We start from the raw sequence: 15,916 nt of genomic DNA on the forward strand, positions 1-15,916 counted from the left end.
TTATCGGCGTGTTTAGCATGATCGTCGGGAACCTTTTTATACAACACTTTCGGTTTCTTACAACAAAAATCCATCGGGAAAGGGGTCGTTGGCATCCAAGACAAACTGGTGGTAACCGGTAATCTGGGCGTTTCCCCGGACCTGGCCCACGATACCGTCAAATTTTCCGACGGACACGGTTTTGACGATATGACCTTGGAACACCGTGCCCAGGGGGCTGGCATTTTTGTAGACCTGACCGGGGTCGAGTCTGCCCTGGTGGTGGAGCAGCGTCATCTTGGCAGTGGTGCCGGTGCCGCACGGCGAGCGGTCCATGTGGGATTCGCCGTAGACCACCACGCTTTTTCCGGTTCCCGCAGCCGGATCTTCATCGTAGAATTCGGTTACGTCCACCGTTTTTACCTCCGGTCGCCCGGGATGATAAACGTCAAATGCCTGATTGGCCGCCTCGATGACGGCCATTCCCAGGGAGATCAAGCGGTGGCTGTTCGCCGGAACCAGGTCGATGCCGACGGAGCGGGATGATACCATGGCGAAAAAGCCGCCCACGCAGACCAGATCGACGGGTATCCTGCCGAATCCGGTAACCTCGATCTCACGGGCGGTATCAAAAACAAATGAGGGTACCATGTCAATGGCCACGGATTCCACACAGCCATTTCGAATCCGGGTATGGGCATCCAGCGGCCCGGATGGGGTGTCCACGGTGATTACCGTGTCGCCGTCTTCGGCGACCAGTGCCCCGGCATCGATCAGGGAGGCTACGGCGCCAATGGTGGCGTGACCGCACAGGAAAGGGTAGCGCCGGGCGTCCATATAAAAAAGACCGAAAGCCCCTTCCGGGCTGACCGGTTCGGTCACCACAGCCACCATGATACCCCGGTGTCCCCTGGGTTCACGGGTCAGCAGTTTTCGGATAGGGTCGTAATGGGCTTCGAAATGATCCCTCTTGGCTTTCATCGTGCTGCCGGGGAGGCTCCCCACCCCGCCGATCAAAAGGCGGGTGGGTTCCCCCTGGGTGTGGGAATCGATGGTGACGATTCGATCCGGATAGCGATGGAAAAAGCCGTTTTCGATCAGATTCAATTTGAGCATGCACTTATTCCTGTAAAGCCTATGGCAATTCGGGAAACATAATCACAATCCGGTCAACCGACAACCTTTAACCCAAAAAACAAAACCTGAAAACGATAGGAACTGCTTTCAGGCTTCGGTTAAAAAGGATTACGGCAAAAACGGTCGAACTGATCATTCAAGGGAAATCAGGTGGCAGTGGTGGGGCGATACCTGCACGCTGACCGATTCACCGATGCTGTAAAGCCGTGTGCGCATCATGCTGATGATGTGAATTTCACGGCCGGTCCCCAATTCAATGAAGTAGCTGACCTCGCCGCCCATGTAGCTGCGGTCTTTGATGCGGCCCTCAAAGTGGTTCATCCCTTCCACCGGTTTGAATTCATCCTTGGGAAAGGCATCGAACCGTTGGGCGCGGACGATTATCTCCACCGTGTCGCCTGTCGAAAATCCGCCCTTGTTTTTTGCAAAGAGGACGTCGCCGGTTTCAATTCTGACGTTGACATGATCGTTATCTACCCCTACGACTTCGCCCTTAATAAAATTGGAGTGGCCCAGAAAATCGGCTACAAAATGGTTGACCGGTTCATTGTAGACCGCCTCGGGACCGCCCTCCTGCTGTTTGCGACCCGCTTTCATGACCAGGATCTTGTCCGACATGCTCAGGGCTTCACGCTGGTCATGGGTGACAAAGATGGTGGTGACGCCAAGCATCTGTTGGAGGTTGTCTACCTCCCGCCGCATCTCTTCTCTCAGGTTTTCATCCAGGGCGGAAAGAGGCTCGTCCATCAACAGCACATCCGGTTCGATTACGATGGCCCGCGCCATGGCGATGCGCTGCTGCTGGCCACCGGAGAGCTGGCTGGGCATGCGGTTCTCCACTCCGGGCAGGCGAACCATTTCCAGCGCCCGGGTCACTTTCTTCTTGATATCGGACTTTGACACGTCGCGGTACTTCAACCCGAAGGCCACGTTTTCAAATATGTTTTTATGGGGAAACAGGGCATAGCTCTGAAAAATCATTCCCAGGTTGCGCTTGTGGATCGGCGTATCGTTGATTCGGACCCCTTTGATGAAGATATCGCCCTCGGTGGGCTCCTCCAGTCCGGCCACCATGCGCAGCAGGGTGGTCTTGCCGCATCCGGAAGGGCCCAGCAGCGTCACCAGACTGCCTTCTTCGATGTCAAAATCCATTTTTTCCACGGCGACGACGTCGCCGAACCGTTTTAAAATGCCTTTGAATTGTACGATGGGCTGCTTCTTGCCGGTCGCCACGTTATTCTGTCTCCCACGCTTTTATTTTTCTCAGCACAGTGGGACCGCCGCCGTAATGACGGCCCCACTGTAAGTTGTTTTAAGTCAGCCGGTGACCCTTACTGCCCGCCTTGATCCTACGTCAAGGATCTCAGTATCGCGAGAACGCAGGCCTGGGCCGCAAGATGCCGTTTAGGATTCGTAACGAACTAACTACCAGCTTTTATCCTATCCCACTTCTCGGTCCACTCCACTTGGTGGGCATTCCAGTAGGAGGGGTTGGCAAACAGGTAACCGTCCAGCTTGCCGGTGGGGTCGAAGGCTGGCATCTTTTTGATCTTCTCGGTCAATTTTACTTTGGACGGATCCAGGCTGGGCGGATAATTCTGTCCCTCGGAAACGGCGATGGCCGCGGCCGGCTCGAGCATGAAATTGAGCAACTGCTGGGCGACGTCCAGATCGGTGCCTTTCAGGACGAAGAGATATTCCATCCACGAGTAGGTGCCCTTGGGGGAGAGATAGCCGATGGGGTTGCCTTCCTGCTGAAGCGCGGCCACGCGTCCGGACCAGGCCACCGTAGCATAGATCTCCTCGTTGGCCAGCAGGCTCATCAGTTCGGCGCCGGAAGCCCAGTATTTTTTCATCAGGTCGCGCTGTTCGCGCAGGGCCGCCCAGATGGCCTTGAGGTCGGTCATATTGTTGGGGCTCTGGCCGGTGTGCAGCGCCGCGTACCACATGTTGGTCCTGAAGTCCCCTTCCCAGCTGCCAAGCTTGCCTTTCAAACTTTTGTCCCACAGTAGGGATGCACCCAACTTCTCGGCCTTCTCCTTGCTGATATGTTTCGTGTTATAAGCGATGCCGGTCTGGCCCAGATCGTAGGGGACGGCCGAGAGTGTACCCTTGGTGATCTCCCGAAGCGGTTTGATCATGGATGCCATGACATTTTTTAGATTGGGGATTTTGGTTTCATCCAGCACGGACGCAAAACCCAGTTCGGCATACCGGGCATAGTCGAACACGGCGCTCAGATGGGCGATGTTGAATTCTCCGCCGGGCGGAAAGGAGGCCTTGACGCGCGTCAGGTAAGAGTTCATATCGCCGAATTCACCATCGATAACTTCAATCCCCGTGGCCTTGGTAAATGGCTTGAATGCGTGTTCTCTGAATGCCTCGGAAACCGAGCCGCCCCAGCCATCGAAGCGAATGGACTTGGCTGCCCAGGCATCTTTGACGGCGCTGCCGAAGGGCGAGCCGACCAATCCGATGGATGCGCCGGCAAGACCGAGGTATTTGAGAAAGTGGCGCCGGCTGAGCCTGCCGTTTTTATACGCGTCATAAACCCGATCCAGTTTCTCTTTCGTTACGATGGCCATGGGTACTCCTTTCAGGTGATGGTTGTCGGTTGAGATCCCTAATCCTTTATCTTTGAGAACTTGCGGGACAGGTAGCCCGCAAGCAATGGGGTGGTGACGGTCAGTACAATCATGACGGCGCCAAGAGCATTGATTTCAGGGCTGATCGAATTTCTCAGCATGCTGAAAATTTTTACCGGAACGGTCTGGTTTTGTGCCGTAGCCCAGAACAGCGTTGCCGTGATGTCGTCAAAAGAGATGGTAAAGGCAAACAGGGCGCCGGCCAATATGGCTGGCAGCAACAGTGGGAAGGTAACTTCTCTGAAGGTCTCAAAGGCGTTGGCGCCCAATGATTTGGCCGCCTCTTCGTATTCTTTCTTAATACCCACCAGACGGGCCTGGACGATCAACAGCACATAGGGCAGGGTCAAGACCACGTGTCCGATCAGCAGCAGCACGAAACTCTTGGGCTGTTGAAGAAACCGCAAAAACAGCAGCAGCGCGACGCCCAGAACCACTTCCGGGATCATGATCGGCGACAGCAGCATGGTGTTCAGGGTGTTTTTGCCGGGGAATTCGAAGCGGATGAATGCCAGGGCGGCAAGGATGCCGATACCGGTGGAGATCACCGCGGTCAGGGAACCCAAGACAAGTGAATTTTTAAACGCATCGATGATCGATTCATTTTGCGCCAGTTTGACGAACCAGCGTAAACTGACGCCCTCCATGGGGAAAATGCCGAATTGCTTGGGGTTGAATGCCAGTACGATCACCACGACGATGGGGGCGAACATGAACACGTAGACGAGAATCGTGTAGATCCGGATCAATGTCCACCCCGGTGAGAATTGTTTCATCGTCTAATTTCCCTGAAGGTTTTTGAAGATCTGATTGATTCCCAGGTACCGGTTGTAGGTCCACACGATCACAAAAAGCAGGGAGAGCAGGATCACGCTGATGGCCGATCCGAAGGGCCAGTCCAGCGTGCCGATCACCCGCTTGAAAATAAGATTGGCAATCATGTCGTTGCCGGGGCCACCCAGTATCATGGGCGGCAGATAGGTACCGGCGGTGAGCACGAAGACCAGCAGACAGCCGGCGCTGACACCGGGAAGGCTCAAAGGGAGCGTCACTTCCCGAAAAGCCTGCCATTCGGTGCAGCCCAGGCAGCGGGCGGCTTCGAGAAGGCTTTTGTCGATGCCTTCCAGGCTGACGTAGATGTTAAGCACCATGAACGGCAGCAGGTACATCAACAGGCCCATGAGGACGGTGAACTCATTGTACAGCATGGATATGGGCGACTCGATCAGCCCGATCTTCAAGAGGAAATGGTTGATCAGTCCGGAATCCCCCATGATGTTGATCCAGCTCATGGTGCGGATGATGAAGCTGACCCAGAATGGCAGCATAATCAACAGAAGATAGACTTTTTTATAACGGCTTTCGCTGCGGTAGAAAAAATAGGCGGGAATATAACCCATGACCACGCAGAGAATGACGGTTTCGAAGGAGATGCGAATCGTCCGAATCAGAATTTTCGGATAAAAGAAATCTTCGAAGAATTTGGCGTAATTGCCGAATTGGAAGGCAGGGATGTCCGCCCCGCTGGGGGCGCGAAGCCAGAAGCTATAGACGACGATAAAACAGACGGGGATGACCAGAAGTAAAAAAACGGCACTCATAGACGGCGCCAGCAGCGCCCACGGTTTCCAAGTGTCAGATTTCATCGGTGTGTTGCCCTGATACATAATATAAGGTGAGAAATGATATTTAGAAACCTATCGAAAAAACAGCAGCATGTCAAGGAACCCACTTAACTTTCCCTTAAGATAGAAGTAAAAGAGAACTATGGTAAAACCGAGTCGGTGGTGATGAAAATCAATCTGTTTTAATTCTATATGTTGATTCGCGAAACGGACAGCGCACCATTGCGCAGCAGCTTTTTCACGGGTGACATTACTTGCGGTTTTTGTCCAGCGGCATCAATTCGGACAGCGTCCTGGCCGTCTCCCGGATCATGCCCCCAAATTTTTTCCTGATATCGTCGGCGTCGTGCTGGAGCACCGAAAAGTCAAAGGAGACCGCACCGACGCCTTTCCCGCTGATGGGATCGAACAGGGGTGCACCGATGGCAATCAAACCGGGCAGATACTCTTCTTCGGACATGGCGAAGTGATTCGCTTTGGCTTCTTTCAGGGATTCAAACAGAACCCTTTTATCCACGATCGTCCGTTCAGTCTTGGCGACAAGCGTCATCGCTTCCATCTTTTCAGTGATCATATCGTCAGGCAGGCTGGATAGATACGCTTTACCCAATGCCGTGTTGTGCAGGCAGTGTGTCGAATAATTCGGCAGGCTGTATGTGAGGGTCTCCTCGGCCTCCCGATGGTAGATGCGCACCAAGGTATCGTCCACGGCAAAGACTACATCGATGCTGATATTGTTTTCGCGGTGTATCCGGTCCACGACTTCCTTGATCAGCTTCAGATGGTCGGTGGCCTGCATCAAATTGGTGCAAAACAGCAGGCACAGGATTGACGGCCGGATCTCCTTGGTTTTCGTGTTTTTTTCCAGGTATCCCAATTCAACCAGTGTATTGATGTATCGGTAGGTTGAGGTCATGTTCATACCCAGCGTTTTGGCGATTTCACTCTGGGTCAATACCGGAGTTTCCCTGGTGAAAAGGCAAAGGATTTTAAGCCCCTTTTCCAAGGATTTCGAAAAATAGAATTTTCCTTTTGACATGCCGAGTATGCTTGATTTACTATCATACTATAATAGAAATGATATTACTATTATAGTTAATAAACCAAGAAACGAAATGAATGTCAATCATAAATTTGGATTCCGTCAAGGAGGGTGGGGTATGTCACAGGATGACACGTTAATGAAAATCGTTTTCGAAAATTCGGGTGAAGCCAACCAAATCGCCCTCTCAAAACTGATTTCCGCCGCAACGGCCTGTCTTGACCATTTTGGCGTGAAGGCCCTCGTTGGCAAGACATTTTTTGAAATCATCCAGACGGGTGACGGCCCGACAAAAATGGCCAGACTGCTCGATGCCTGCGGCTACAACAATAATCCCGGTGGATTCTTTGAAGAACTGCTCATGCTGCTGGGAAAAGCCGACGGCACGGCCAGGATTCTTGTCAACGGGGTTGAACTGCCCCAGTTGATGCTCATGGCGATTCTGGAAGTCGTCCTGCCCGGCAACAAATTTATTTCCATTAAAAATACCGATCAGCTGGAAAAAGTGGCCAACCTCCGTATTCCGGAGGCTGACCGGGCGGACATCCAGTCGGTTATCGACACTTACCCCGTCAGGCTGTCCATGCACACGATCCGTCAGATGCGGGTGTCGGGCGACGTGGCCTATCAGTATCTGCCCTTCGTCCAGGAGTTGGACAACACCGGACACACCAACACCTGGATCGGCCAGTTTCACCAGGGGCTGCTTGAGCAGATGTACCAGAACCGGGTCATTTTTCTGCTTAACATGAGCTGCCCGGTTTACTGCCGGTTCTGTTTCCGCAAACACAAAGACTCCCGCAACGAAGCCAATCCCACTCCGGCGGATGTCGAAAAGGCAGTCGCGCACGTCGCCGCGTCGCCATCCATTAAAGAGGTCGTGATCACCGGCGGAGACCCCTTCATGAACCGGGCAAACATGACCTGCGCCATCGACGGACTCATGGAAATCGACCATGTTCAGACGCTGCGTCTGGCCACCCGTTCCATCGCCTATTACCCGCATTTGTTCCTGGCTGACGATGCCGCCCTGCTGGGTTACTTGAAGCGGAAGAACCTTGACCTGCAGCAGCGCGGCAAGCGCATGGAAGTGGCCACGCATTTCATTCATCCGGATGAAATTTCCCCCCAGAGTCTGATGATCATCTCCGATCTGGTCAAAAGTGGCATTGCCGTTTACGTCCAGACGCCGTTTTTGAACAACTGCAACGATGAAGGCCCCGAACTGGTTCGATTATTCGGTCTGCTGCGCGGGGCGGGTGCGGAACTCCATTACATTTACATCCCCTGCAGTCCCATCCATGGAAACAACGTTTACTGGGCACCGATTTCAAAAGGGCTGGCCGTGGGCAATTACCTGCGGGCGCATCTGTCCGATCGCGTGATCCCGAGGATCTGCACGGCCACGCCCATCGGCAAGATGGACTGGCACTCCAGCGGCTGGGCCGTTGAACCGGTGGCGGACAACGGGAACTTCATGTGGATTCGAACGCCATACACACCGGACTATTTCAAGCGCTTTGCGCCCATTGCCAACGATCTGGATAATATCCGGGTCAATGCGGAGGGGACCATCGATATTCAATACATGGCCCAAATCGGGGATGAGTCGCTCTTTCTGGGGGCGCGGCCGCCCAGGCGCGGAGCAGGAATGACCCTGCAGCCGGAAAGCAGCGCGTCGATACTGCCGATGGTCCGTGGCGGTGAGAGAATTGGCCCATCCATTGTCGATACCGGATCTTCAACGCTTTCACGTGTCCATGAGACACGGGTCGAAATCGATGCCGGCGCCGTCGAGGAAGATTTTTTCTATATCCGCAGCGATGACCGGATTACCGATGTGGTGATCGTTTCGCCGGTGGATGCCGTTGACTCCCTGTTCCAGGTCCGCCGGATCGTTCGCGAACTCGAAGCGATCCCCCACGTCAATGCGGTGCGGCTGCGCAGCCTGAAATTCAACTATGAACCGGAAAGTTTCACGCCGGTGGTGATCGACGAACTGGCTGGCCTGAACCGGCTGACCATGGTCTCTCCCCTGCGGCTGGAAATCGAGACCCAGTTTCTGGACAGCGGGGAATTGCGGCCGGAACACAAGCGACTGGCCCGGCTGCTCAGCAACAAGGGCATAACGGTTTACTGCAACACTCCCTTGCTGGGGCGAATCAACGACACGCCGGAAGCCATCCAGAAGCTTGCCTTCGGCTGCCGCGAGGCCGGCATTGAATTCCACCATGTGTATGTGGCCGGGCTACCGGTTCAGAATCACTGGAACAGGGAAAACCCGGTTGACTTGTATGATGTGGTCGATATCGGCACACGGGTCCGGCGGGAAGGCAGCGGCCGGGAGGTGCCCAGATACATTATTCGCACTGTGCTGGGAGAGGTGGATTTTGGCCTGTCATCCACATTTTTAGGCCAGGACGGGAATCTTACGGTCAAACTGCTGCCATACGATTTGTCCTATTTTTCCGCCATGCAGCCTGATTTCACCTGGCCGGCGGAGGTATCCGAAGACGTTGACGGCAAACCCGTCGCGCCGGTTGTCGGCTTGCGGAAAACCACGGAATTTGCGTTGTCCTAGGCAGGAGGTCTCATGTACTACCCGTTTTTGCTTTTCAACGAGAAAATCGACCACCGGCCGGTCTTCACCGGGTTGCAGGGCGATCCCTTCGTCGCTGATCTTTCGCCCGACAGCCCACTTCTAAAAGGGGTGGAGGTCAGGGACCAAAAAAATTTCCAACGTATCCTGGACCAGAAAATGGGTTCCCGATACCAGTGGGGGTTTTCTCCCTACCTGGAACGGCGCGACACCCTGCTCGGGGACTGCCCCCAGATGGTGGCCGACCAGCGGTTCATCCATCTGGGCCTGGATGTGATCGTCGGTCTGGGTACGCCGCTGCATGCGCCGCTGGACGCGACGGTTGCAGAGAGCGGCTACGAAAGCGGGGAGGGGAACTATGGCGGGTACGTCCTCCTTAAGCACGCGAGCCCCTGCTTTGAGACCTTCTACAGCTTTTACGGGCATCTGTGCAAAGACCGCCTGCCGGGAGCCGGCAAAACGTTCCCGGCCGGCGCGGTTTTTGCCGAGATCGGTGATTTCCACGAAAACGGCAACTGGTTTTACCACACCCACATCCAGACCATCACCCAAAAAGGCCTGGACCGGGGCTACGTGTCCAAGGGATATTGCGCTAAATCCGATTTGGCCGAGATGAACGATCTGTGCCCGTCGTCCATCCCCCTGTTCAAGCGGGATTGATTCCCCTTATGCGTCTCAGATGATTTGTTGGTATGAAGATCTGAAAAAATTTAATCCTACGGGGACAAAAAACCACCACACACCAGATCGTTTTGCGACGATTATTTGCCGGGTGCATACTCTTTTTTGAGCTTCAGGCTCTGTTTCAGGTAGGTTTCCAATTTCTGCTGTACCCGTCCGTAAACCGTTTCAGGCGGATAATTGCCGCCGGCATCGGGTTTGCCGGCAGTTTTGCCGGTAAGGATTTCGATGCCTGCCTCGATGGTGGCAACCTGCCAGATCTTGAACTGACCCTGCTTGACCGCTTCGACGACGCTTTTTTTCAGCATCAGGTTCTTCACGTTGGCTGACGGAATCATTACACCCTGGCTGCCGGTCAGTCCTTTGCTGCTGCAAACGTCGAAAAATCCTTCGATCTTCTGATTGACGCCGCCGATCGCCTGGACCTGGCCCTTCTGGTTTACTGACCCGGTGACGGCAATACCCTGGCGGATAGGAATCCCCGACAAGCTGGAGAGAATGGCGTAAAGTTCCGTGGAGGAGGCGCTGTCACCGTCAATCCCGCTGTAGCTCTGCTCGAAGGTCAGACTGATGGACAGGCTCAGCGGGTAGCGCTGGGCAAAGGTTCGACCCAAGTAGCCGGAGAGGATCAGTACGCCCTTGTCATGCGTTTTCCCGGAAAGCTTGGATTCTCTCTCGATGTTGATGATGCCGGATTTTCCCATGAAGGTTTCGGCAGTGATGCGCGAGGGCCGGCCGAAGGCAATTTCACCCATCTGATAGACGGCCAGCGCATTGACCTGGCCGACTTCTTCCCCGGCCACGTCGATCATGATGGTGTTTTCCACGTAATCGTCGTGGATCTTTTCTTCATATAGATTATAGCGAAAGCGGTATTCCATGAAGGCTTTGACCACGTGGGCGGCGGTCACTCGGTCGGCGTTTTCCTTTCTTGCCCAGTAGTCGGCCTCCTTGATGACACCGGTGATCGAACCGAACCGCAGGGAGAGTTTGTTTTTGCTGTCGATCGCTTTCTCACCATACTCAACCACGGCGGATACCCCGTCGGGGGTAAACGGCAGCAGGCTTTCATCCCGGCAGACCCGTGCGATGAATTGGGCATAGAGCCTGACGGTTTCGTCGGTGCGGACCACTTCATAGTCGAAGTCCGCCCGCACCCGGAAGATCTTGTTGAATTTAGGATCGTAGTTCTGGAGAATCTGGAAAGGCTCGTAGCCTCCCAGCAGAATCACTTTTACGTCCAGGTCCACCGGTGCCGGGCGCAGGGAAGCGGTGCCCATGCCCATGTCGTGGGCCATGTCCTCGATGCAGAGCATCTTGTTCTGCAGGGCGCGTTTTAGCGATTCCCATACTTGCGGGTGGGCCAACACCGACTCCACTTCCAGGATGAGAAAACCGCCATTGGCTTTCAGTATGGACCCGGATTGAACCATGGTGAAGTCGGTGACCAGTGTGCCCATGAAGGCCTTTTTTTCGATGCGGCCGAACACGTTCTGATAGGTGGGGTTGGGTTCGAATACCACCGGGGCTCCTTCCATGCCGGAGCGGTCTTCCAGCACGTTGACCTTGTATCGGTTCAAGGAGAGTTCCATGACGTCGCTTTGCGCATCGCTATTGCCTTCCGTTTCCTGCTGCCGGGGCAGGAAGAGGCCGACATTGTCCACCATGTCTTCCTGCAGTTCGTCCAGGAACTGGAGGATTTCCGGTTGATCCTGGTAGTTCTCACGGATCAGGTCAAAACGGTTTTTCAGCACGAATCGGGTCAATTCCCCTGCCAATTGTTGGATTTCTTTCTGCTGAGTGTGGTTGAGCCGGTTGACTTCCCGCATGGCCGTCTGGATTTCCTCCTGGAAGGCCTGAACGGTTTCTTCGATGCCGGCCCGCTCTTGGTCGGAGAGGTTTTCAAATTCCTCCTCGGTATAAGGGGCTTCCCCTTTCATGGCGATGGTCTGGTAGCCTGACGGCGTTTTCTCTACCTTCAGATGCTTTTCCAGGGCCGATCGGTCCAATGCGTCGAAGTGGTCATTTTTCTGCTGTCCATATTTTTTCTGGATTTCAATGACCTTCTCACGAAACGGATCCGCCTGGAATTCTCTGGGAAGGCGGATTTTGAGGTCGCTGACCAGCCGGTTGAGGCTTTTGGCAAAGCGGGCGGCATGGCCGGGTTGCACCGGCAGCGCCCGAGGACGGTATTCATCTTTGAAATTGTTGACCATGCACCAGTCCGGCGGAGTGGGCAAGACTTTAGCCGTCTTATGGATGATTTCCTGCACAATGGTGGTTTTGCCGGTGCCTTCCGGGCCGGTAACGAAGATGTGGTATCCGGCGCTTTTCATCTCCAGGCCGAAAGTGATGGCTCGGACCGCCCGCTCCTGGCCGATGACCTGGTCCAGCGGTTCGATGTCGGCGGTCGTTTCAAAATTGAACATGGAAGGGTCGCACAGACAGCGCAGGTCGGAGAGGTTTACCTCGTTTTGAACGGTCATGAAGGCTCCCGGATCATGGATGAAGGTTCAATCAATGTCTTTTCTCAGGACGGTGCTTCACGTCAACAATATTACCATCAGATAGTGGATGGACGGACCGGTGTCAAGGATTGTGATACGGGAATACAAAACGCCCGAAGGCGTCATTTACCTTCGGGCGCTGGTATACAACGGTGTTGTTCAAATCAGAATCATTGTCAGCCGGCGTTTTTCTCCTGAGTTTCCGTCACCGTCAACTTAATCCGCAGAAACAGTTCGTCCAACTGCGCCTTGGCCGCTTCCGACGGGGCATTGGTGAGCAGGCAGGCGGCGCGCTGGGTCTTGGGGAAGGCGATCACGTCTCGTATGGATGGCTCGCCGCACAGCAGCATGACCAGTCGGTCAAAACCGAAAGCGATACCCCCGTGGGGGGGGGCGCCGGACTCAAGGGCGTCCAGCAGAAAGCCGAACTTCTCCTGGTAGACCGCCGGCTGCATGCCCAGGGCTGAAAAGATCCGCTGCTGCAGTTCCATGTCATGGATACGAATGCTGCCGCCACCCACTTCGAAACCGTTAAGCACTAGGTCGTAGGCCCTGGAACGAACGGCAAGCGGATCGGTTTCCAGCCGGTCATAGTCTTCCTCCAGGGGGGCGGTAAAGGGGTGGTGCAGGGCCTGGTAGCGTTTTTCCACCTCGTCGTACTCGAACATGGGAAAGTGGGTGACCCACACAAAGTCAAACCGGCTGTCGTCGATAAGTCCCAACCGCTTGCCCAGGTGGTTGCGCAGGTGTCCCAAGGCTTCGTTGGTGACTTTGGGCTGGTCGGCCACGAAAAAGACCAGGTCGCCGGGGTCCATGTCGATGCGCTCGGCCAGCCGGGCCTTCTCCTCGTCTGTGAAGAATTTGGCGATGGGGGACTGCCAGGCATCCTCCCGGACCTTGATCCAGGCCAGGCCCTTGGCCCGGTAAACCGCCACGAAAGCGGTCAGATCGTCGATTTCTTTTCTTGAGAAATCGATGCATCCCTTGGCGTTAAGCGCCTTGACGATGCCGCCGTTTTTGACCACACTGGAAAAGACCTTGAAGCCGGAGCCTTCAACGATATCGGAAATGTCTTTGAGTTCCAGGCCGAAGCGGGTATCGGGCTTGTCCAGGCCAAAACGGTCCATCGCCTCGGTGTAGGTCAGCCGGGGAAAAGGGCGGGGCAGGGCTCGGTCCATGACTTCGTCGAACAGACCGGTCATCATGCCTTCGCTGACAGCCATTAGGTCTTCCTCGCCCACGAAGGACATTTCCATATCGATCTGGGTGAACTCCGGCTGACGGTCGGCTCGCAGGTCCTCGTCCCGGAAGCAGCGCACGATCTGATAGTAACGGTCGAACCCGGAAATCATCAGCAGCTGCTTGAACAATTGGGGGGACTGGGGCAGGGCGTAGAACTGACCGGGGTTGACACGGCTGGGCACCAGGTAGTCTCGGGCCCCTTCCGGGGTGCTTTTGGTGAGCACCGGGGTCTCGATGTCCAGGAATCCGTTGTCGTTGAGAAAGCGCCGCATCGATGCGGCTGCCTTGTGCCGGGTGATGAGGTTGCGCTGCAGCGGGGGTCGCCGCAGGTCCAGGTGCCGGTTTTTCAGGCGGATGGGTTCGGAGACATCCACGTTCTCTTCAATCATGAACGGCGGGGTTTTGGCCGTATTGAGAATTTTCAACTCGTCTACGAGCACCTCTATTTCACCGGTCGGCAGCTTGGTGTTGATCATTCCGTCGGGTCGGGGCTCGACCCGGCCGCGGACCCCCAGGACAAATTCGTTGCGAAGGGTGTGCGCCTTGGCATGGATTTCCGGATTGATTTCGGGGTTGAAGACCACCTGAGTAATCCCCTCCCGGTCACGAAGGTCGATGAAAATCACGCCGCCGTGATCCCGCCGTCGCAGGACCCAACCCATCAGAATGACTTCCTTGCCCATATCCCGGGCACTCAAGGCGTTGCAGTGATGGGTTCTTCTCATGTCGCCGAGTATGTCAGCCAATGGATTGCTCCTTTTTGGAAAATGTTTCGATCAATGTGTCCACGATTGCGTTAACGGAGATTTCACTTTGGGTTTTGTCGGCCATGTTTCGAAGCACCACCGCTCCTGATGCCAGTTCGCTCTCTCCCACGATGAGCACCTGACCGACGCCCATGCGATTGGCCTGCTTCATCTGCGCCTTCAGGCTCTTGTCACCATATTCCATGGAGGCGGCGATACTCTTGAGCCCCAGTGCGGTGGACCATTCGAAGGCGAGTTTTTTGGCCGGTTCCCCCAGTGCGGCGATGTACAGGTCTGGCGGCCGGACGGCACTCGGGGTGGTTAACGCGACGATTTCCGCCAGGCGGTCGAAGCCGATGGCAAACCCGATGGCCGGAATTTCAGGCCCGCCCAGAGAACCGACCAGGCTGTCGTAGCGCCCGCCGCCCGCCACGGCGCTCTGGGCGCCCAGGGCGCCGGTCTGGATCTCGAAGGCGGTGCGGGTGTAGTAGTCCAGGCCGCGCACCAGCTGTTTGTCTACCTCGAAAGGAACCCCCAGCCGGGTCAGGGAATCCGTGACCATCGAAAAGTGGCGGCTGCATTCATCGCACAGGTAGTCGAGGATGGCCGGGGCACCGGCCATGGCCTCTCTGCAGCCGGGAACCTTGCAGTCCATCACACGCAGGGGATTGCGGTCTTTCCGGCGCAGGCAGTCACTGCACAGGGACGGGGCCGCATCGGCAAGCAGCGCGGACAGGGCTTCTTTGAACCGCGGTCGGCAGACGGGACAGCCCAGGGAGTTGACGTGGGCCGTGGTGTCGGTCACGTTCAGGCGGTCGAAGAGGGTGCGCAGCAGAAAAATCAGTTCCACATCCGCATACGGGGCCGCCACACCGAAAATTTCCGCATCGATCTGGTAGAACTGCCGGTAGCGGCCTTTCTGGGGTCGTTCCCGACGGAACATGGGGCCGATGGTGTAGAATTTCCGGACGGGGTCCTGGGCATACATTTTATGCTGGATGTAGGACCGACAGATGGAAGCGGTGGCTTCGGGCCGCAGGGTCAGTTGGTCACCTCTGCGGTCGGCAAAGGTGTACATCTCCTTTTCCACGATGTCGGTGTCTTCACCGATGCTTCTCGCGAACAGCTCGGTCTTTTCCATGATGGGAATGCGGATTTCCCGGTAGCCGAAATCCTCGAACAGGGCGACGGCGGTGCGTTCGATTTGCTGCCACAGTTCGGTTTCACCCGGCAGGATGTCCTTGAATCCTCTGATCAGTTGTATGTTAGGTTGGCTCATCGGTTGACAACTACCTTTCGGGCAGCCCGGCAACCATTAAAAAGTGTTGCTGCAGCCTGCCGGCGAACGTTTACGCGTAAACTTGAATATTTATCCCAGGCATTCCCGGATAGTCAACATTATTATGCCGCGGAAGGGAAGGACATCATCGTTTACCGGCAAAATCGGCATGGATGCAGGCCCTTTTTCCACAGGGCGAACGCCTCCCGCTGATGGGTTCTCAGATAAGTTCGAAGACGATCGTCCATGGTGGTCACTCTTCCGGCAGCCGGTGGTCTGGGTCGAGAGGATGGTAGGGATTCGCAGCCCTCTCGGCAAATGGCAATTTTTAGGTAAATTAACGGCCATAGAGGCGTTGCGGCCGGTGAGCCTTGTTGACATGGGTGCTGATTTTGGATACCGTGATTTCTTCTTCCCCAGCGGCTAAAAACCAA

Annotated in this window: 12 protein-coding genes; 3 read left to right on the plus strand and 9 right to left on the minus strand. The window is 55.4% G+C overall.

Going from position 1 to position 15,916, the window contains the following annotated elements; translation table 11 throughout:
- Positions 1-57: 57 nt before the first annotated feature.
- From ACHZBS_RS21355 to ACHZBS_RS21380, 6 genes are all read right to left on the minus strand, one after another.
- Positions 58-1,095, minus strand: coding sequence for a proline racemase family protein (locus ACHZBS_RS21355; protein ID WP_319408529.1), 1,038 nt, complete (start codon positions 1,093-1,095; stop codon positions 58-60).
- A 153-nt stretch (positions 1,096-1,248) separates the two neighbouring features.
- On the minus strand, positions 1,249-2,349 hold the full coding sequence (locus ACHZBS_RS21360; protein ID WP_319408530.1) for an ABC transporter ATP-binding protein: 1,101 nt from the start codon (positions 2,347-2,349) through the stop codon (positions 1,249-1,251).
- Between the two features lie 188 nt (positions 2,350-2,537).
- A complete protein-coding gene (locus tag ACHZBS_RS21365) occupies positions 2,538-3,701 on the minus strand; it encodes an extracellular solute-binding protein (RefSeq protein WP_319408531.1) in 1,164 nt (387 codons plus the stop codon).
- 38 nt (positions 3,702-3,739) lie between these two features.
- On the minus strand, positions 3,740-4,537 hold the full coding sequence (locus tag ACHZBS_RS21370) for an ABC transporter permease (protein WP_319408532.1): 798 nt from the start codon (positions 4,535-4,537) through the stop codon (positions 3,740-3,742).
- Positions 4,538-4,540: 3 nt separating this feature from the next.
- Complete coding sequence (locus ACHZBS_RS21375) at positions 4,541-5,407, minus strand: ABC transporter permease (protein ID WP_319408533.1); 867 nt, start codon at positions 5,405-5,407, stop codon at positions 4,541-4,543.
- A 229-nt stretch (positions 5,408-5,636) separates the two neighbouring features.
- Positions 5,637-6,425: an IclR family transcriptional regulator gene (locus tag ACHZBS_RS21380; protein ID WP_319408534.1), complete on the minus strand. Its 789-nt coding sequence runs from the start codon at positions 6,423-6,425 to the stop codon at positions 5,637-5,639.
- Positions 6,426-6,546: 121 nt separating this feature from the next.
- Here ACHZBS_RS21380 and ACHZBS_RS21385 point away from each other — a divergent pair, with 121 nt between their 5' ends.
- Together ACHZBS_RS21385 and ACHZBS_RS21390 are read left to right on the plus strand one after the other, a co-directional pair.
- A complete protein-coding gene (locus ACHZBS_RS21385; RefSeq protein WP_319408535.1) occupies positions 6,547-9,009 on the plus strand; it encodes a radical SAM protein in 2,463 nt (820 codons plus the stop codon).
- Positions 9,010-9,021: 12 nt separating this feature from the next.
- A complete protein-coding gene (locus ACHZBS_RS21390) occupies positions 9,022-9,687 on the plus strand; it encodes a peptidoglycan DD-metalloendopeptidase family protein (protein ID WP_319408536.1) in 666 nt (221 codons plus the stop codon).
- A gap of 101 nt (positions 9,688-9,788) precedes the next feature.
- Here the strand turns inward: ACHZBS_RS21390 and ACHZBS_RS21395 are convergent, their stop codons facing one another.
- The 3 genes from ACHZBS_RS21395 to hisS form a co-directional block, all read right to left on the minus strand.
- Complete coding sequence (locus tag ACHZBS_RS21395) at positions 9,789-12,194, minus strand: ATP-binding protein (protein ID WP_319408537.1); 2,406 nt, start codon at positions 12,192-12,194, stop codon at positions 9,789-9,791.
- A 197-nt stretch (positions 12,195-12,391) separates the two neighbouring features.
- A complete protein-coding gene (aspS, locus tag ACHZBS_RS21400) occupies positions 12,392-14,203 on the minus strand; it encodes an aspartate--tRNA ligase (protein WP_324292411.1) in 1,812 nt (603 codons plus the stop codon).
- On the minus strand, positions 14,196-15,482 hold the full coding sequence (gene hisS, locus ACHZBS_RS21405) for a histidine--tRNA ligase (RefSeq protein ID WP_319408538.1): 1,287 nt from the start codon (positions 15,480-15,482) through the stop codon (positions 14,196-14,198). The genes aspS and hisS overlap by 8 nt, the downstream gene beginning before the upstream one ends.
- Positions 15,483-15,606: 124 nt before the next feature.
- Between hisS and ACHZBS_RS21410 the strand changes: the two genes are divergently transcribed.
- Positions 15,607-15,909, plus strand: coding sequence for a hypothetical protein (locus tag ACHZBS_RS21410; protein ID WP_319408539.1), 303 nt, complete (start codon positions 15,607-15,609; stop codon positions 15,907-15,909).
- Positions 15,910-15,916: the final 7 nt, after the last annotated feature.

Source organism: uncultured Desulfosarcina sp., assembly GCF_963664155.2.
In the GTDB taxonomy this organism is placed as follows: domain Bacteria; phylum Desulfobacterota; class Desulfobacteria; order Desulfobacterales; family Desulfosarcinaceae; genus Desulfosarcina.